Below are 18,708 nucleotides of genomic sequence, written 5' to 3' on the forward strand. Positions count from 1 at the left end.
TTTTTTTATTTATGAAACACATTATCAACATTGACACTTGGGAACGTCGTGACAATTACGGTTTTTTCCGTACATTTTTAAACTCATGGTATTCGGTGACTACCGAAATAGATTGTACGGAGGCCAGTGTTGCGGCAAAGCAATCAAAACACTCTTTTTTCCTTTATTACTTGTATGCGGTTCTTCGTTCGGCTAATGAGGTGAACGAACTCCGTTACCGCATAGATAAGGACGGGCAGGTTGTATTTCACGACCGGGTAGACATTATTTCCCCGATTGCAGTTCCGGGAAAGACTTTCTATACAGTTCGTATTCCTTACCATGAAGACTTCAAACGCTTTTATGCCGAAGCGTATGCTCTGATTACGAATATTCCCGAAGACGGTGACCCTTACGGTGCGGAAAAGACATTGATGCAGCAAGGAGATTACGATGTGGTGCATCTGAGTGCAGTGCCCAAAATGTACTTCACATCGACCACTTATACCGTTGCCGAAGCCGGTAACGGTTGTAGCCATCCCCTGATGACCGTCGGTAAAGTAGTGTCTCGCGGAGAGCGTCTGGTGTTTCCGCTTTCCATTTATGTGAATCATGCTTTTGTGGACGGTTCGCATCTGGCTTCCTTTTTTGAGAAGATAGAGAAACACTTGAAAGAAATTACAGAATTATTACAGAATTAATCTTTAGCTTTGCAGATGTGAAACCGATGTTAAATGTTTATATCAAGAGCATCTGTCATTCAGAGCGTAGCGAAGAATCTCTTCTCTGTGTATACATCAAGAGAGTAGATTCTTCGCTACGCTCTGAATGACAGATAGCATAAGCTAATTATGTGTATTTACTTATTTTGAAATAATTATGGTAAAGAAGAATTTTGGTGTATGGAGAATCTGTGGCTTGCTGGTAGCGGTATTATTTGTTGTGCCTATTTCTCTGTATGCACAGGAAAGGGACTTTACCACTTGGGCAAGTACCGGTTTTAAATATAAGGTAAAACCGGCATTTACCCTGTCCGGAAAATTGGAATGGCGTACAAAAGATAATCTTGACAAGACAGACCGTTGGGGGTTGGATATAGGCGGGGCATATTCTGTGCTCCCTTTTCTGAAAGTGGCTGCGGGCTACGAAGTCCATTATCGCAACCGGGGAGAAGCGGGTTGGAAATTCCGTCACCGTTATCATTTTGACGGAACGCTTTCCACTCGCGTACAAAGGCTGAAAGTTTCGCTTCGCGAACGTTTCCAACACACTTTCGATAGCAATGGTGATGAGTTCCGCTGGCGTTCACGCGTTAAGTTGGCCTATGATATTCCCAAATGTAAAATAGAGCCGTATGCTTCGGTTGAAATGTATAACGGATTGAATCGTGGAGAACGGTTTGATGTACAACGTATGCGCTATCGTGGCGGAGTGGTTCTTCCGCTCTCTTCCGATTGGGAAGCGGATATCTTTTATTGCCGCCAATGGGAGAGCAAGGGGCGAAAGGATATAGTAGGGGTGGCTTGTACTTATTCCTTCTGATTATAACAGGTTTGTTATCGCTTTTTCTTGCGGTGTTCCTTTTTCAGACAGAAGTTGAACCCTGCATATACCTGCAATGTACCGAAGCCGTTGTTCAAAGAGAAGTTGTTTCGGTAATAGTCATATGTTCTGCCTACGAATGAAGTGCCTACAAAATACTTGCTGTTGTTATATACCACTCCTGCACGCAGGATGAAGTCGATATTAAAGTTCTTGTACCACTCGTCCATTTCTCCTTCCGCTTTTTTAATGCGTGAGGTTTTGTAAGCCACTGCCGGATTGAGGGAAATGCAGGCAAGGCAGTTGCGGGCAAATACCCAATTATAGGCATAGCCGGCGTTGAGGCTGATATTGGTGTATTTTATATGGTTCACTTTCATACCCGGATTCATTGTTTCCAGAATAACGTCGGGCAGCTTGGTATAGTCAAAATCCAGATTATGAGTTGATACGGAGAATCCGGCAATGAAAGAGCCGGCGTTACGCCGCTGGTTGGTGGATTGGCTGAAAGCGGCAGGATAAGAAAAGCGCCGGTTGTTGAATATATAGTATAAATTCAGTCCTTTCATCTTTACTTTCAGTCCGTTGAAGTCTTCAGAATAATTGGCAGGTATATGGTCGGAGAATCCTGTTACGTTATGTATCTTGTAAGAGTTACCTGTACGTTTATATAAAATATCCACTCCTAACTTGGAACTGTAAAGGCTGAGGTCGAATTCAGTTCCTCTTTTTTTCCCGCTTTTCTTTCCGTAAAGGCCGTCCGCATCGACAGCCCACCCCAAGAAAATCCAGCGCCAGCCAAAATAGACTCCTATTTTATTATGAGGTTTGGGTGAGAACCGGAGGCGTTGAGGTTCGGGAGTGCCACTCCCTACGGAATAATATTCATAGTTGGTGAAGTGGTCGAGCATCAAAGCGTAGTTGTAGCGGTTTGGACTGATATAAGTGGTATCAAAATCGCTGAAATTGAGGAAACGTTTAATCACTTTCTTGAATCGACTGTCATTCCTGCGTGATATGCTGTCGGATATAATTGAATCATTTTCTTTGTTTTGGGCAAACAAAGAAAGTGTTAACAATACACCTATACAAAAGCTGATACCTCTAAGCATTCTTCTTTTATTAATTATTCGGTTTGTATAAATATAAACAAACTGAAGGATGAAAGTATTGCGACTCTTGCCCATTCTAACTGACAGACCATTTGGATAAACGAAGATATGAAAAAAACAGTATGTAAAAAGAGAATTTAGTTTATTTCTTAAGAAAAAGGGGAGAAACTTTTCTGAAATTCTGAACTTTGCCGGATACATATCTTTTCTTTTTGATATATATTCGTATTTTTGTACATTACTTATTTTGATTAATACTGGAAATAATATGATACAATCTTCACATAGTGACACCTATAAGCTGGAGACAACGAGAGTTTGTGCGAATTTACTCATAATGATGCTAATCGCCGTAGTGACAAGTATTATTCCTTTACTATTGAATAATAATTCTGCAATCTTCTATACAAGTTTGCCCTTTTATATTACGGTAGTCATACTTTTTACTTGTATTATGTATCTTCAATATTGGGGGATAGTTATTGGAGTGATGTCATTTTTAATATGTGGATTTGTTTTAGAGCTTCCTTTGAAAATATTATTAATAAATTGTATCGTTAATACTTTTCAGATTTTTCTATTACTTGTTGCTTTCTTTGCCTTGAAACGGTTGAAAATACCAAATAGGAATAAATATGCACAAGGGATATTTTATCTTTCACAATATAACTTTTTGCTATTGATTTTATTTATCCTATATATTTTATTTTGTATATTCAATTCTCATACATGGATTACGATTCTTTATACATTTGCTTCTGCCACTTTTGTTGTAACGATTATAAAAGTAATTGTTAATAAGGATCTTCATTTGCTTTTCTATACTGTTTGCATTGCTCTGTTACCTTCTCTTTTGTGCAGCACTATTTCTGCATTAGGAAGTGGAGTTCCTTCGTACCTGATGGGAGATTATATTTTTACATGGACTTTTTCTAATTATATATTATTGCAGACTTGTGGCTATTTAATATTTCAAATGCTATTTACCAAGTCTCGAACTCGACTACCCAATAAAGAAATTGTAGAGATAGATCTGAGTAGTATTGCCTATTATGTCGCTATGTTATTATGGAATCTTTTGATTATTTATTTACTATATTCCAAAATTCTGCAACACAATATTTATATCTACTTTTTCCCATGGATATTGGGAAATATCTTTTTCGGTTTTAATCTTTGTTTTAGTTTTTATAATGATGCTGAGAATGTTACAGATAAATTTGCATGGTATGAGCACAGAGTTGTTGTGGTTGAAAAGAATACAAGTGGTATAGTTACTATCATTACTTTTTTATTACCGCTCAGCGTATCTTTTATTGGCAATATTCCGGAAGAATTATTTGTTCTTTTCATTGCTAATATCTTTTGTGCCTGTTTATCAGTCGGACTGATTTGGGTACCAAGTCCCAATATAAAGTTTATAGCTTTATTGAAGAGTATGAAAACAATTTTCTATTTATATTCAATTACTTTGCTGTTGATTAGTGTTATAATGATTATGTTTAGCAAACATTAGTTGCCGACTTAACTATGTAGAGATTTGCTTTATTTCTTTTTTATTTCCCGAATTTTACATAGGTTTGTAACATCATAGCGATACCTTTGTAGGCAAACTTTAAAAATACAGTATGTACGCAACCGGAATTCTTAATGATGAGCATGCTCTTGTTCTCCGTCTGATAGAGGGGGATGAGGATGCTTTCTGCGAACTTTATGCTGCCTATAAAAATCGTTTGATATACTTTGCCATGCGCTTTTTGAAGTCACGCGAGTATGCAGAGGATATTTTTCAGGATGCTTTCACGGTAGTTTGGCAAGGTCGTCGTTTTATCAATCCGGACGCATCTTTTTCGGCTTATCTATATACGATTGTACGCAACCGCATACTGAATCAGTTGCGTGACTTGGCCAATCAGGATAAACTTAGGGAACAGATACTCTCGCAAGCGGTGGATTATACAAATAATACGAAAGAGACTGTTTTTGCCAATGACTTGCGGCAGTTCATTGTTCGTGCATTGCAACAACTGACACCCCGCCAGCGTGAAATATTTGAAATGAGCCGGGAACAGCAAATGTCTCATCGTGAAATAGCCGAAGCATTGGGTATTTCTGTCAATACAGTACAGGAATCCATTTCTATATCATTACGGATATTGCGTACTTATTTGGAAAAGAACTCAGTAGCGGGTGCAGACCTTGTTTTGCTTCTTATTTGCTTAAATTTGTAGGAAGACGCACGACCAGACCATTTGGCAGGAATTTTATTTCTTAAAAAACGCTAATCGCACCCCTGTAATTCTTCTCTTACGTGTATATCTCCATATAAAAGGTTTATTTTTGATAGCCTTTGTACTATTAAAATTAGGAACTATGGAGAATAGTGAAAGAGATAAATCATTGTTTCGCCGTTATTTAGATGACCTGTATACTACGGAAGATGCACGTAGGCTGATGGATGGTTTACAGTGTTCGGAACATCACGGTATTGACGGTTTTGAAGAACTGGCAACCGATATTTGGGAAGAATCTTCCGTTCGTCAGGCTCGTACTGATCTTGAACGCGAACAATATAAAAAGGAAGCTCGATTGTTGTTGAAGCATATTGAGCATAAAAAACGGACATGGTTTCGCCGGACAGTGGCGGCGGTAGCAAGTGTGGCTGCTGTGGTTTGCCTTATTTTTGGCAGTATCAGTTATATACATTATATAGACCGGCAACAGATATCCTATTTGGAAGCTTCCACATCTTTCGGTGAACGCAAAGAAATACAACTTCCTGACGGTACATACTTAACTTTAAATTCCTGTTCACGTGTGCGTTATCCGAATCATTTTGTCGATGATGAACGCAGAATAGAGTTGGAGGGTGAAGGTTATTTCCGTGTATATCATAACGAAAAACAGCCTTTCATTGTAAATGCCCGTCATTTTGACGTGCGTGTGTTGGGTACTTGTTTCAATGTCAAATCCTATTCTTCGGATGAAGTGGTTTCTGTAGATGTAGAAAGCGGTAAAGTGCAGGTCGATATGCCCGAAGCAATGATGCGTCTGCAAGCTAAGGAACAGGTACTTATCAATACAGTTTCGGGAGAATATAACAAGCGGCACGAAGATCGTGCTGTAGCTGTTTGGCGAAAAGGTAGCTTGCGCTTTAACACTACTCCGATACGTGATGTAGCCAAAGAATTGGAGCGTATGTATAATTGTCGTATCACTTTTGCTGAAGGTCAAGACTTTAGCAACCTTATTTCCGGTGAGCATGATAATAAGAGTTTGGAGGCTGTGCTACAGTCTATTGAGTACACAAGTGGCATTCGTTATAAGAAGAGTGGAAATCAGGTATTATTGTATAAGCAATAAAATATGTTAATGAAACCCCAGCGCATTGAAGTAATAGTGTATTATATGTAAACCTCGTGAATATTAACCTTTAATTCAAGAAAAAGCAAGTATGAAAACACATCCTTAATTCTTAAAAAAATAGGAGCTGTCTCTCAGAGAAGCCCCTATCATAGTCCGGACGGATATTCATTCGTTTTCCCCCGTGTGAATAACGTATCGCGGATTACTAAAACCTTTGTTTTAAATAATTTATTTAATTACTAAAACGCACAAATTTATGAATATTCTTCCTAATTCTAAAAGGAAAAGTAGAAATGTATATTCGTTTTTAGCTTTTTTACTATTCGTATGCTTGTCATTTGTACCTTATAGTGTTCAAGCACAAAATCAGAACAATATTACGCTAAGTGTTCAAAATGAAACGGTAGAAAATGTTTTCAATCAACTGAGTAAACAAACCGGATTGAAATTCTTTTATGATGAAACAGTGATAAATAATGTATCACGTGTGTCTTTAAGTGTCAAAGATGCTTCTTTACAATCTGTATTGGATAAAATATCTTCTCAAACAAAGTTATATTTCAATAGGGAAAATAATACGATTTCTGTAGGCAAACAGAAAAATTCAAATACGGGTAAGCAAGTAAAGACTAAAACAATTACAGGTAGAGTAGTTGACCAAACGGGAGAGCCTATTATTGGTGCAAGCGTGGTAGTAAAAGGCACAACTAATGGTATAATAACCGATGTTGATGGGAACTATACTTTGTCTGATGTTCCGGAAGAAGGGACAATCTCTTTTTCTTATATCGGTTATAAAACAGCTGAATTTAAGGCGGATAATAGAGATTTGGCTAAAATTATTTTAAAAGAAGATAATGAACTTCTTGATGAGGTGGTAGTCGTTGGTTATGGTGTACAGCGTAAGCGTGATGTTACTACTTCTATATCATCAATGAAAGCCAGCGAGTTAGCCGTTCCTGTGTCAAGTGTGGATCAGGCCCTTGTCGGTAAGATGGCTGGCGTACAAGTTACTCAACCGAATGGGGTACCCGGTGGCGGATTATCTATAAAAGTTAGAGGTAGCGGCAGTATTACCGCGGGTACAGATCCTTTGTATGTAATAGATGGTTTTCCAATGTCTAGTGATGCCGGTAATGGGGCAGGACAAAGTGTTTCTCCTTTGAGTACTATCAATATGAATGATATTGAATCTATTGAAGTATTGAAGGATGCCTCAGCTGCGGCCATTTATGGTTCGAGAGGCGCTAACGGTGTTGTAATTATTACGACCAAAAAAGGGAAAGAAGGCAAGGATTTGAAACCGACAGTACAATATGACGGATATGTAGGTTTCCAACAACGCACAAAAAAAATAGATATGCTGGATGCTTATGACTATGCAAAACTTAGTTATGACGGGCATAATAATGCATATCTTGACTTATTAGAGAGTAAAGGTATACAAGGAAGCATTACTGATACTAATGATGAACGTAATACTAAACTTGGAAAGAAACCGGGCACTATAAATCAGGCATATTTGTTGCCACCGGAAATTATGCCTTATATAAATGGTGAGACAGGCTTGACTAATACTGATTGGCAGGATGAGGTGATGCGGACTGCTTTGACTCATAGTCACAATCTTTCTCTTTCCGGTGGAAATAGCTCTACCAGATACTTTATTTCAGGGAATTACATGAAAGAAGAAGGTATTGTTATTGGCTCTGAATTTGAACAAATGGGCGCAAGAGGTAAGGTTGATACTAGTTATAAGAGATTTGCTTTTGGAGCTAATCTATCTTTTAACTATTCAGTGTATGACATTGTGCCTACTGAAGACCGTTATAAGAATGAAACTATTGTTGCTTCTGCACTGGCAATGGCTCCTATTATGCCTGTGTACAATCCTGATGGGTCTTATAACTTTGATCAATGGAACTGGCAATATAAGCATCCGCAAATTGTAAATCCGGTGGCATTGGCTAATGAAAAAGAGGATCAAATGAAGAGGTATCGTTTTTTGGGTAATGTATATGGAGAATATGAATTGTATAAGGATTTGAAATTTAAGACTAGTTTTGGGGTTGATTTTAATAGTTATAGTCGTTCGTATTACCGTCCTTCTACTTTGCCGACATCATTGAATAGAGTACCGCCTTCTGTACCGGAAGGGTCGAAACGTGATAAAAACCTGTTGAACTGGGTATGGGAGAATACGCTGTCTTATGTGAAAACATTTAAGCAAGATCATCATTTGTCTGCTGTGGCAGGTTGGTCGGCTCAAAAAGAGTCTGCTAATACCTCTTTGATTGCAGGAAATGGTTATCCAAATGATTTGGTGCATACTATAAATGCGGCATCGGCTATTACGAATTGGAGCGCTACGGCTTATGAGTGGTCTTTACTTTCTGCATTGGCACGTGCACAGTATTCTTATAAAGGAAAATATATGCTTTCGGCAGCTATTCGTGCTGATGGTTCTTCCCGTTTTGGGAAAAACAATCGTTGGGGGACATTCCCTTCTGTATCTGCCGGATGGTATGTCAGTGAAGAAGACTTTATGAAGAGTTTACATTGGCTTTCTTCTTTGAAGTTGCGTGCCAGCTATGGTGTGAGCGGTAATTTTAATATTGGCAATTATGATTATTATGCGACTTTAAGCGAGGATAACTATGCTTATGGAAAAAATGACGGAACTTTGGCAAATGGTTTATATCCGTCAACTGCTGGAAATCCGGATTTAGGCTGGGAAAAAACAGCTATGTTGAATTTAGGATTGGAGTTTGGCTTATTTAATATGTTTACCTTTGAACTGGACTGGTATACAAGTACTACCAGTGATATGTTATTGGATGTTCCTGTTGCAGAATTTTCCGGTTTCAGTACAATTCCTATGAATATCGGTAAGGTAAGCAATAAAGGTATTGAGTTTTCTTTGGCTACAACGAATAAGTGGGGAGATTTTACTTGGAATAATCGTTTTAATATTTCCGCTAATAGAAATAAAGTTGTTGATTTAGGGGGAGTTGATGAGATGCTGACAACAACAGAAAGTGTGACATTTATTACGAAAGTTGGCGAACCGATAGGTAACTATTATACTTTGGTTACAGATGGTGTTTTTGCTAATCAAGCGGAGATAGATAATTCTAAAGATCCGGATAAAACTAAACGCAAATATGCTTATGTAAAAGGTGCCAAACCGGGAGATTTCCGTTATAAAGATGTAGACGGAAGTGGAGAAATCGATGAAAATGACCGTACTATTACAGGAAACTATATGCCGAAATTTACTTATGGATTCTCTACCGAGATGAAATATAAGAATATCGATTTAGCCGTGTCTTTACAAGGAGTACAGGGGAATAAAATTGCTAATATATTCCGTCGTTATATCGATAATATGGAAGGTGGAAACAACTGTCAGGTTGATGCTTTGGATCGTTGGGTATCAGAGAGTAACCCGGGAAGTGGATTGGTGGTACGAGCCAATAGAAGCGCTACCGGAATGAATGGTACTACTTCAACTTGGCATATTGAGGATGGGTCTTATTTGAGAATAAAAAATATAACGTTAGGTTATACATTGCCTAAATCTTGGTTGTCTAATGTAGGTATTAATCATCTCCGCGTTTATTTGTCTACACAGAATCCGTTTACTTTTACAAAATATAGCGGATATAATCCCGAGGTAAATATGAAAGGCAACTCTCTTACACCCGGTATTGATTATGGAACTTATCCATTGGCTAAGTCCTTTGTTTTTGGATTAAATGTAACCTTTTAAATAGTATAGATTATGAAGATAAAATATTATATAGTTAGTTTATTCGCTCTATTGTCGGCGACAAGTTGTAGCGACTTTTTGGACCTAACTCCTATATCTGAAGCCTCTTCTGTTAATTACTATAAAAATACCTCAGATATAAATTCGGCTTTAACAGCTTGTTATGGTTCATTGCAAGGCACTTATCAATATGGAGAATACTTTATAGCTTTAATGGAACTTCGTTCTGACAATGTAGAAGATATTAATCCTGGGGGTGCAGCCGGTGTATTTTATTTTATAGATAATTTTACGGCAACTTCTGGAAATAATATTATTCGTCAAGCCTGGAAAGAACTTTATAATCAGATTTATAGATGTAACAATGTACTCGCTAATAGCCATGTTGTTGCTAATGATGAATTGAGGGAACAATATGAGGGAGAAGCGGCTTTCTTGCGTGCTTTGGCTTATTTTAATATTGTCCGTTTATGGGGAGATGCTCCTCTTATTTTAGAGCCGATTAAAGCTGTGGATGCAGTGAACTATGGCCGTACTCCTATAGCAGATATTTATAAAGTTATCGAAGATGATTTAAAGGATGCAGCTAAAAAGTTGGAACCCTCGTATGGTAGTGACGATTTAGGGCGCGCAACTTCCGTTGCAGCAGAGGCTTTGTTGGGTAAAGTGTATCTGACTGAGAAGAAGTGGTCGGATGCGGTTACACTATTGGATAATTTGATACAGACATATTCATCACAATATGGCTTATTAGATAATATTGCGGATGTGTTTAGTGTGAATAATGAGATGAACAAAGAAATATTGTTTGCTGTCCGTTATTCAAAGTCTGTTATTGGAGAGGGACATGGATACAATGATTATTTTAAGGACAAATCTGTTATTTATAGTGAATTAAAGGCTTCTTATGGCACTACGGATGAACGTCGTGATATGATTGAATATAAAAAGGTGGATGCTAATAATAATGTGATAGCTAAATATTATGATACGTTTGATGCAACAACAGCTAAGGTCGGTTTTGATCTTCCTTTATTGAGATGGGCTGATGTTTTGTTGATGTGTGCAGAAGCTCATAATGAGGTAGCTTACGATGGAACGGAGGATGGTAAGGCTATGAGTGCTTTAAATTTGGTTAGAGGACGTGCAAAAGCGGTTGCATATACTTCAACAGAATTGAACGATCAAAATAGCTTTCGTAAGGCTGTATTAGAGGAAAGACGTTTGGAATTTCCTTTTGAACTGCACCGTTGGTTTGATTTGATTCGTACAGATACAGCAATAGATGCCATGTCTAAGGTTGGATTTACAATTACGAAGAATGATTATTTATATCCGCTTCCGAAAACAGAGGTTGATTTGATTAATAATCCTGTAACATTCCCTCAAAATCCGGGGTATAATTAATATGAATCGGTATATTTTATTATTGGTTGTGGCGGCATTTGCCGCCACAACCGTCTTCTCACAGACTTTGGAGAAATGGGAAGAGGGGTATTTGGATATTCATCACATAAATACCGGACGTGGTGATTGTACTTTTTGTATTCTTCCGGATGGTACAACTTTATTGATTGATGCAGGAGAAATAAAAGCTAATACGAGAGTTGTTGCCCCCAAACCGGATAACCTAAAAAGAGCAGGTGAATGGATTGCAGATTATATTGCTTCCTTTATTCCAAATGGCAGGAAGTATATTGATTATTATTTGTTGACTCACCACCATTCTGATCATATTGGTGCTTTGTTTCGCGTAAAAGAAGAGAAAAAACGTTATTATTTAACCGGAGTTACAGATGTTTATCAGCATTTTCCGGCACATACAATCGTTGATAGAGGAGGAGACTTTTTTCCACCTTCTTTTTCCGATTCTTGTTATTCCAATTATTGCCGTTTTATAAAATCTATAGACAATAAGGTGGAACATCAAACTTTTAAAGTGGGTACTGATAAACAATTTAGTTTGCTGTATGATAGACTGAGTTATCCTTCTTTTCATATCCGGAATATATATGCCAATGGTATGTTAGCTTTGAAAAACGGTGAGATTGATACGTTGTTTTCTGACCGAATTCTTTATACCAAAAAAGAGATGCCCCGGGAAAATATGTATAGCTGTGTAGTTAAACTGACTTATGGGTTATTTGATTATTACACAGGTGGGGATATTCCCGGCTATCCACGTCCCGGACGTCCACTATGGCATGATATTGAGTCTCCTGTTTCTGATGTTGTGGGTAAGGTTGAAGTTGCGGTCTTAAATCATCATGGAAATGAAGATGGTACAAATGAGCATTTTTTGGCGCGTTTATCCCCTCAGAATATAATAATGTCTGCGTGGGATGCTTTACATCCTAATCATACAGTATTAGCCCGGGCTTTATCAAAAGAGATTTATCCGGAAAGTAGGAATGTGATATCTACTAATTTACATCCGGCTGCAAAGATAGTTATAGGAAGTTTGACGGATAAGATGGCATCTACTCAAGGACATATTGTTGTTCGTGTGTATCCGGGCGGGGCAAAATACAGTATTTATATACTGAATGACAGTGATTCCAAACATTTAATTAAAAAAGAATTGGGTACATTTGATTGTACGAAATAATTTTATGGTTATGAAGAAAATTTTATTATTCATTTACGTTAGTATGATATGGGCAGGTTATGTACTTGCTCAACAAACCGTAGACCATATTTTGGAAGGATTTAATGCACCAGCCAGTGAATCAGTGTTGGTTGTATCTCATCGTGCCGATTGGCGTAATGCTCCTGAGAATTCTTTGCAGGCTATTCAAAATTGTATTGATATGGGAGTTGATATGGTCGAGATAGATTTAAAACGTACCAAGGACGGACATCTGATTCTGATGCATGATAAAACAATTGACCGTACTACAACAGGAAAAGGTCGTCCGGAAGATTTTACTTTAGCAGAATTGCATGAGTTTCGTATGCGTAACGGTGCAGGACATAAAACACGTCATCTTATACCCACCTTTGAAGAGGTGATGCTTTTGTGTAAAGGTAAGATAATGGTGAATGTGGATAAAGGTTATGATTACTTTAAAGATGCATATGCTATTCTTGAAAAAACGGGTACGGTAAATCAGTGTGTGATGAAAGCCGGTTTGCCTTACGAACAGGTAAAGGCTGAAAATGGTGAGGTGCTGGATAAAATGATTTTCATGCCTGTTGTGAATTTGCATAAGGAAGGTGCTGAAGCTGTAATAGACAGCTATTTGAAACACATGAAACCACAGGCTTTTGAATTGGTATTTAATAATGATGGTCCCGAAGTTCAGCGTTTAATAAAAAAAGTTCGTGATAGCGGTGCAAAAATCTTTATAAACAGCCTCTGGCCTGAACTCTGCGGCGGACATGATGATGACCGTGCCGTAGAGTTGCATCAGCCGGATGAAAGTTGGGGGTGGATAATCGGTCAGGGAGCTAAACTGGTTCAGACGGACCGTCCGGCTCTGTTGCTGGAGTATCTGAAAGCAAAGAAGTTGCATGAATAAAGATTGAAAATCATCATGTTTAAGTCTATTATTGATTTCTACCGGGTTTCGCAACCGAAATCCGGTCATGGCGGAGCTTTGTCTGATGACTCCTCTTCCGATGACTGCCTGATGGGACAGAAGCAACGTTTGAAGCGTTTACAGTGGTCCACTTTCCTTGCCGCCACTTTGGGTTATGGTATGTATTACGTCTGCCGTTTGAGTCTGAATGTAGTGAAGAAGCCTATTGTGGATGAGGGTATCTTTTCGGAAACCGAACTGGGAATCATTGGTGCGGTACTGTTCTTTACCTATGCTGTCGGCAAGTTTACGAATGGTTTTTTGGCAGACCGCAGTAATATCAACCGTTTCATGTCAACCGGTTTGCTGGTGACCGCATTGGTCAACCTTTGTTTGGGTTTTGTACATTCTTTTATTCTGTTTGCCATTCTTTGGGGTATCAGCGGGTGGTTTCAGTCTATGGGTGCGGCTTCCTGTGTGGTAGGTCTTTCCCGTTGGTTTACGGACAAGGAACGCGGCTCTTTTTATGGCTTTTGGAGCGCAAGCCATAATATCGGTGAGGCAATGACATTTATTATTGTGGCTTCCATTGTAAGTGCGTTGGGATGGCGTTACGGTTTTCTGGGTGCAGGTCTGGTTGGTCTGGTTGGTGCTTTGATAATCTGGCGTTTTTTTCATGATACTCCTCAGAGCAAGGGACTTCCTGCCGTCAATGCCCCTGCGGAGAAAAAGGAAATGAATGCTTTGGAAACAGAAGAGTTCAACCGTGCCCAGAAAGCGGTGTTGAGAAATCCTGCCATTTGGATACTTGCGTTCAGTAGCGCCTTTATGTATATCAGCCGTTATGCGGTGAATAGCTGGGGTGTGTTCTATCTGCAGGCAGAGAAGGGATATTCCACGTTGGATGCCAGCTTCATCATTTCCATAAGTTCGGTATGCGGTATTGTAGGGACTATGTTTTCCGGGGTTATCTCGGATAAGCTTTTCGGAGGTCGTCGCAATATTCCCGCCTTGATATTCGGTTTGACGAATGTGGTTGCCCTGTGTCTTTTTCTTCTTGTTCCGGGTGTCCATTTTTGGGTGGATGCTTTGGCAATGATTCTCTTTGGCTTGGGTATCGGTGTGTTGATTTGCTTTCTGGGCGGACTGATGGCTGTGGATATTGCTCCCCGTAACGCATCGGGTGCTGCTTTGGGCGTGGTAGGCATTGCGAGTTATATCGGTGCCGGCTTGCAGGATGTGATGAGCGGAGTGCTGATTGAAGGCAACAAGCGGCTTGTCGATGGTGTGGAGGTGTACGACTTTACCTATATCAACTGGTTTTGGATAGGTGCGGCTTTGATGTCTGTGTTATTGGCGTTGCTGGTGTGGAATGCGAGAAGTAAAGAATAAAGTTGTGTGGATTTCATAGAATAGCTTATCTTTACAGAAAAAATAGTATATGAAGAAGATTATCAACCCATGGAAAAACATGGAAGGCTATAATTGCTTTGGTTGTTCTCCTGATAATGAGGCAGGTGTAAGAATGGAATTCTATGAAGACGGCGATGAAGTAGTGAGTATCTGGAAGCCCCGTCCGGAATATCAGGGATGGTTGAACACATTGCATGGCGGCATTCAGTCCGTATTGCTGGATGAAATTTGCGGCTGGGTGGTGTTCCGCAAGTTGCAGACCGGGGGAGTGACTTCTAAAATGGAGACTCGTTTTCGTAAGTCCATATCTACTAATGATACACATTTGGTACTGCGGGCGTCGCTACGTGAACAGAAACGTAATATTGCCATTATAGAAGCAAGGCTGTATAACAGCATGGGCGAACTCTGTACGGAAGCCACATGCACCTACTTTACTTTCCCGCAGGAAAAGGCGGAAAAAGAAATGTGTTTTCATCACTGTGATGTAGAACCGGATGAAATATTACCGCTTATTTGATGAAAGTGAAAGAAAAAGTGAACTTTTTGTGATAAATCTTTGGTTGTTTAAAATAAATCGTTTACATTTGTCGCATCAAAAGTAGAGAAAGTATGAAGAATATCGTTGCACATCATCACCATTATCATCCTGACGAATAACTCGGTGGGCGTATGAGGATATGTGTATAACGAAGAACATATAATGAACGAGGCTTGCCGAACACTGGTAAACCTCGTTTTTTTATTAGCAAACCATAAAATATAAAATAATATCATGTTAAGAATTGCAGTACAGGCCAAAGGCCGTCTTTTTGACGAAACAATGTCATTCCTTGAAGAATCGGATATTAAACTGAGTGCAACGAAACGCACACTATTGGTACAGTCTTCCAACTTTCCTTTGGAAGTCTTGTTTTTGCGCGATGATGATATTCCGCAAACGGTAGCTACGGGAGTGGCCGATTTGGGTATTGTCGGTGAAAACGAGTTTATGGAAAAGGCGGAAGATGCTGAAATTGTAAAGCGTTTGGGATTCAGCAAATGCCGTTTGTCACTGGCCCTGCCTAAGGATATTGAATATACGGGTCCGCAGTGGTTTGAAGGTAGGAAAATTGCCACTTCGTATCCCGGCATTCTTTCCCGATACCTTAAAGAACAGGGAGTGAAAGCGGAGATACACGTGATTACAGGTTCGGTAGAGGTTTCTCCGGGTATTGGTCTGGCCGATGCGATTTTTGATATTGTAAGTTCCGGTTCTACTTTGGTGAGCAACCGCCTGAAAGAAGTGGAAGTGGTGATGAAGTCCGAAGCTCTGTTGATTGGCAACAAGAATATGAGTGAGGAGAAGAAGGAGATTCTGGATGAATTGCTGTTCCGTATGAATGCAGTAAAGACGGCGGAAGACAAGAAATATGTGTTGATGAATGCGCCGAAAGAAAAACTGGATGAAATTATAGCCGTATTGCCGGGTATGAAGAGCCCTACGGTGATGCCGTTGGCGCAAGAGGGTTGGTGTTCAGTACATACAGTGCTGGATGAAAAATGTTTTTGGGAGATTATCGGTAAATTGAAGGCATTGGGTGCAGAAGGCATTTTGGTGTTGCCGATTGAAAAAATGATACTTTAAAAGTTAGTGGTATGAACTTGATTACTAATCCTGATAAATCTCAATGGGCGGAATTACTGAAACGTCCGGTGATGAACACGGAAAACCTCTTCGATACGGTACGGGCTATTATAGACCGTGTGAAAGCGGAAGGTGACCGTGCCGTATTGGAATACGAAGAAAAGTTTGATAAAGTGTCGCTGGCCGCATTGGCTGTGACGGAAGAAGAACAGGAGGAAGCTGCCGCATTGGTGGGCGAAGAGCTGAAAAAAGCCATCCGTCTTGCCAAACAGAATATTGAGACCTTTCATGCGGCGCAACGCTTTGAGGGCAAACGGGTAGAGACTCAACCGGGTGTTACTTGTTGGCAGAAAGCGGTTGCCATAGAGAAAGTCGGTTTGTACATTCCCGGCGGAACAGCCCCGCTCTTTTCTACCGTACTGATGCTGGCTGTTCCGGCAAAGATTGCGGGATGCAAGGAGATAGTGCTTTGTACTCCTCCGGGCAAAGATGGAAAAGTGCACCCTGCCGTTTTGTTTGCGGCTAAGGTGGCGGGTGTAAGCCGCATTTTCAAAGCCGGTGGTGTGCAAGCCATTGCGGCAATGGCCTATGGCACGGAGAGCGTGCCGAAAGTGTATAAGATATTCGGTCCGGGCAATCAATATGTAACGGCTGCCAAACAGTTGGTGAGCTTGCGTGATGTAGCCATTGATATGCCGGCGGGTCCTTCGGAAGTGGAGGTGCTGGCGGATGAAACAGCCAATCCGTCTTTTGTGGCTGCCGACTTGCTGAGTCAGGCAGAGCATGGTGTAGACAGTCAGGCGATACTGATTACCACTTCCCCGGCGTTGCAACAGGCGGTGAAAGAAGAAGTGGAGCGTCAGTTGGCTTTGCTGCCCCGTAAGGAGATTGCGGAGAGGTCTCTTGCCAACAGTAAACTGATTGTAGTGCGCGATATGGACGAAGCCGTTGAACTGACCAACTCCTATGCACCGGAGCACCTCATCATCGAAACAGCGGATTATATGTCCGTTGCGGAACGGGTAGTTAATGCCGGTTCGGTATTCTTGGGTTCTCTCACTCCGGAAAGCGCAGGAGACTATGCTTCGGGAACCAACCATACGCTGCCCACCAACGGTTATGCCAAAGCATATAGCGGTGTCAGTCTTGATAGCTTTATACGTAAGATTACTTTCCAAGAGATTAAGCCGGAAGGAATACGCACCATTGGCCCGGCTATAGAGGAAATGGCTGCCAACGAGCATCTGGATGCACATAAGAATGCGGTAACTGTCAGACTTGATAAATTGAGAGTTGAGAATTGAAAATAAAAAAACATCTGTCCATGAGAACTTTAGAAGAACTTACCCGGCCGAATGTGTGGCGCTTGAAGCCTTACTCTTCGGCACGTGATGAATATAATGGCGCTGCCGCGTCCATTTTTCTCGATGCAAACGAAAATCCGTACAATATGCCGCACAACCGCTATCCGGACCCGATGCAACGGGAATTGAAGAAAGAACTGTCGAAAATAAAGAAGGTAAGCCCCGAACATATTTTTCTGGGAAATGGCAGTGATGAGGCGATAGACCTTCTATTCCGTGCTTTCTGCGAGCCGCGTATGGATAATGTGGTAGCTATAGACCCTACATACGGTATGTATCAGGTGTGTGCGGAGGTGAACGATGTGGAATACCGTAAAGTATTGCTGGATGAGAATTTTCAGTTCTCGGCAGATAAGCTGCTGGCGGCTGCGGACGAGCATACGAAGTTGATATTCCTTTGTTCTCCCAATAATCCTACGGGAAACGACTTGCTTCGTTGCGAGATTGAGCGAATTATCCGTGGGTTCGATGGGCTGGTGATACTGGATGAGGCTTATAACGACTTTTCGGAAGCGCCTTCTTTCTTGGAAGAACTGGATAAATACCCTAATCTGGTTGTGCTCCAAACCTTCTCTAAAGCATGGGGATGTGCTGCCATACGTTTGGGCATGGCTTTTGCTTCGCAGGAGATTATTTCGATTCTCAGCAAAATAAAGTATCCTTATAATGTGAACCTGCTGACGCAGAAACAGGCGATAGAGATGTTGCACCGTTACTATGAGATAGAGCGTTGGGTAAAGACCCTGAAAGAGGAACGCGAAAGTTTGGAGGAGGCGTTTGCTAAGTTGCCTTGTACGGTGAAAATGTTTCCTTCTGATGCCAACTTCTTTCTGGCCCGCGTGACGGATGCTGTGAAGATTTATAATTATCTGGTGGGCGAAGGTATTATTGTGCGTAACCGTAACTCCGTATCGCTTTGCGGAAACTGCCTGAGGGTAACGGTAGGTACAAGAAACGAGAATGACAGGTTGCTTGAGGCGTTGAGGAAATATGAGGTATAAAGTATAAGATA

Annotated in this window: 15 protein-coding genes; 14 read left to right on the forward strand and 1 reads right to left on the reverse strand. The window is 40.4% G+C overall.

Features of this window, described 5'->3' with window-relative positions:
- Positions 1–11 precede the first annotated feature (11 nt).
- Both KG118_RS06115 and KG118_RS06120 read left to right on the forward strand, forming a co-directional pair.
- Complete coding sequence (locus tag KG118_RS06115; protein WP_117711382.1) at positions 12–680, forward strand: CatA-like O-acetyltransferase; 669 nt, start codon at positions 12–14, stop codon at positions 678–680.
- Between the two features lie 178 nt (positions 681–858).
- The gene (locus KG118_RS06120; protein WP_117711383.1) at positions 859–1,521 is read left to right on the forward strand and encodes a DUF2490 domain-containing protein; all 663 of its coding nucleotides are present in this window, start codon (positions 859–861) and stop codon (positions 1,519–1,521) included.
- Positions 1,522–1,535: 14 nt separating this feature from the next.
- On the opposite strand, the gene KG118_RS06125 is transcribed toward KG118_RS06120, so the two are convergent.
- Positions 1,536–2,633 (reverse strand): DUF4421 domain-containing protein, encoded by a 1,098-nt coding sequence (locus tag KG118_RS06125; RefSeq protein ID WP_117711475.1) that lies wholly within the window; start codon positions 2,631–2,633, stop codon positions 1,536–1,538.
- 268 nt (positions 2,634–2,901) lie between these two features.
- Here KG118_RS06125 and KG118_RS06130 point away from each other — a divergent pair, with 268 nt between their 5' ends.
- The 12 genes from KG118_RS06130 (at position 2,902) to hisC (ending at position 18,697) form a co-directional block, all read left to right on the forward strand.
- Positions 2,902–4,149 (forward strand): hypothetical protein, encoded by a 1,248-nt coding sequence (locus KG118_RS06130; RefSeq protein ID WP_117711384.1) that lies wholly within the window; start codon positions 2,902–2,904, stop codon positions 4,147–4,149.
- A gap of 112 nt (positions 4,150–4,261) precedes the next feature.
- Positions 4,262–4,864, forward strand: a complete 603-nt coding sequence (locus KG118_RS06135) for an RNA polymerase sigma-70 factor (protein ID WP_117711385.1) — start codon at positions 4,262–4,264, stop codon at positions 4,862–4,864.
- A gap of 142 nt (positions 4,865–5,006) precedes the next feature.
- A complete protein-coding gene (locus tag KG118_RS06140; RefSeq protein WP_117711386.1) occupies positions 5,007–5,996 on the forward strand; it encodes a FecR family protein in 990 nt (329 codons plus the stop codon).
- 259 nt (positions 5,997–6,255) lie between these two features.
- Entirely contained in the window at positions 6,256–9,771 is a 3,516-nt protein-coding gene (locus KG118_RS06145; protein ID WP_117711387.1) for a TonB-dependent receptor, read from the forward strand.
- 12 nt (positions 9,772–9,783) lie between these two features.
- Positions 9,784–11,178 carry a RagB/SusD family nutrient uptake outer membrane protein gene (locus KG118_RS06150; protein ID WP_117711388.1) on the forward strand — a complete coding sequence of 465 codons (1,395 nt, stop codon included), beginning with the start codon at positions 9,784–9,786 and terminating at the stop codon, positions 11,176–11,178.
- A 1-nt stretch (position 11,179) separates the two neighbouring features.
- A complete protein-coding gene (locus KG118_RS06155) occupies positions 11,180–12,379 on the forward strand; it encodes a ComEC/Rec2 family competence protein (protein WP_117711389.1) in 1,200 nt (399 codons plus the stop codon).
- Positions 12,380–12,389: 10 nt separating this feature from the next.
- Positions 12,390–13,292, forward strand: coding sequence for a glycerophosphodiester phosphodiesterase family protein (locus KG118_RS06160; protein ID WP_187120016.1), 903 nt, complete (start codon positions 12,390–12,392; stop codon positions 13,290–13,292).
- A 15-nt stretch (positions 13,293–13,307) separates the two neighbouring features.
- Positions 13,308–14,684: an MFS transporter gene (locus tag KG118_RS06165; RefSeq protein WP_117711390.1), complete on the forward strand. Its 1,377-nt coding sequence runs from the start codon at positions 13,308–13,310 to the stop codon at positions 14,682–14,684.
- Between the two features lie 49 nt (positions 14,685–14,733).
- Positions 14,734–15,225 carry a PaaI family thioesterase gene (locus tag KG118_RS06170; protein ID WP_117711391.1) on the forward strand — a complete coding sequence of 164 codons (492 nt, stop codon included), beginning with the start codon at positions 14,734–14,736 and terminating at the stop codon, positions 15,223–15,225.
- 255 nt (positions 15,226–15,480) lie between these two features.
- On the forward strand, positions 15,481–16,332 hold the full coding sequence (hisG, locus tag KG118_RS06175; protein WP_117711392.1) for an ATP phosphoribosyltransferase: 852 nt from the start codon (positions 15,481–15,483) through the stop codon (positions 16,330–16,332).
- An 11-nt stretch (positions 16,333–16,343) separates the two neighbouring features.
- Complete coding sequence (gene hisD, locus KG118_RS06180) at positions 16,344–17,636, forward strand: histidinol dehydrogenase (RefSeq protein ID WP_117711393.1); 1,293 nt, start codon at positions 16,344–16,346, stop codon at positions 17,634–17,636.
- A gap of 20 nt (positions 17,637–17,656) precedes the next feature.
- Positions 17,657–18,697, forward strand: a complete 1,041-nt coding sequence (hisC, locus tag KG118_RS06185; protein ID WP_117711394.1) for a histidinol-phosphate transaminase — start codon at positions 17,657–17,659, stop codon at positions 18,695–18,697.
- Positions 18,698–18,708 lie beyond the last annotated feature (11 nt).

This window comes from Bacteroides propionicigenes (assembly GCF_018390535.1).
GTDB classification, from domain to species: Bacteria; Bacteroidota; Bacteroidia; order Bacteroidales; family Bacteroidaceae; genus Bacteroides; species Bacteroides propionicigenes.

What these genes read in the sequence shown, in the direction of transcription:
- KG118_RS06115 (WP_117711382.1), top strand. Translation starts at nt 12, where the DNA reads ATGAAACACATTATCAACATTGACACTTGGGAACGTCGTGACAATTAC.
- KG118_RS06120 (WP_117711383.1), top strand. Translation starts at nt 859, where the DNA reads ATGGTAAAGAAGAATTTTGGTGTATGGAGAATCTGTGGCTTGCTGGTA.
- KG118_RS06125 (WP_117711475.1), bottom strand. Translation starts at nt 2,633, where the DNA reads ATGCTTAGAGGTATCAGCTTTTGTATAGGTGTATTGTTAACACTTTCT.
- KG118_RS06130 (WP_117711384.1), top strand. Translation starts at nt 2,902, where the DNA reads ATGATACAATCTTCACATAGTGACACCTATAAGCTGGAGACAACGAGA.
- KG118_RS06135 (WP_117711385.1), top strand. Translation starts at nt 4,262, where the DNA reads ATGTACGCAACCGGAATTCTTAATGATGAGCATGCTCTTGTTCTCCGT.
- KG118_RS06140 (WP_117711386.1), top strand. Translation starts at nt 5,007, where the DNA reads ATGGAGAATAGTGAAAGAGATAAATCATTGTTTCGCCGTTATTTAGAT.
- KG118_RS06145 (WP_117711387.1), top strand. Translation starts at nt 6,256, where the DNA reads ATGAATATTCTTCCTAATTCTAAAAGGAAAAGTAGAAATGTATATTCG.
- KG118_RS06150 (WP_117711388.1), top strand. Translation starts at nt 9,784, where the DNA reads ATGAAGATAAAATATTATATAGTTAGTTTATTCGCTCTATTGTCGGCG.
- KG118_RS06155 (WP_117711389.1), top strand. Translation starts at nt 11,180, where the DNA reads ATGAATCGGTATATTTTATTATTGGTTGTGGCGGCATTTGCCGCCACA.
- KG118_RS06160 (WP_187120016.1), top strand. Translation starts at nt 12,390, where the DNA reads ATGAAGAAAATTTTATTATTCATTTACGTTAGTATGATATGGGCAGGT.
- KG118_RS06165 (WP_117711390.1), top strand. Translation starts at nt 13,308, where the DNA reads ATGTTTAAGTCTATTATTGATTTCTACCGGGTTTCGCAACCGAAATCC.
- KG118_RS06170 (WP_117711391.1), top strand. Translation starts at nt 14,734, where the DNA reads ATGAAGAAGATTATCAACCCATGGAAAAACATGGAAGGCTATAATTGC.
- hisG (WP_117711392.1), top strand. Translation starts at nt 15,481, where the DNA reads ATGTTAAGAATTGCAGTACAGGCCAAAGGCCGTCTTTTTGACGAAACA.
- hisD (WP_117711393.1), top strand. Translation starts at nt 16,344, where the DNA reads ATGAACTTGATTACTAATCCTGATAAATCTCAATGGGCGGAATTACTG.
- hisC (WP_117711394.1), top strand. Translation starts at nt 17,657, where the DNA reads ATGAGAACTTTAGAAGAACTTACCCGGCCGAATGTGTGGCGCTTGAAG.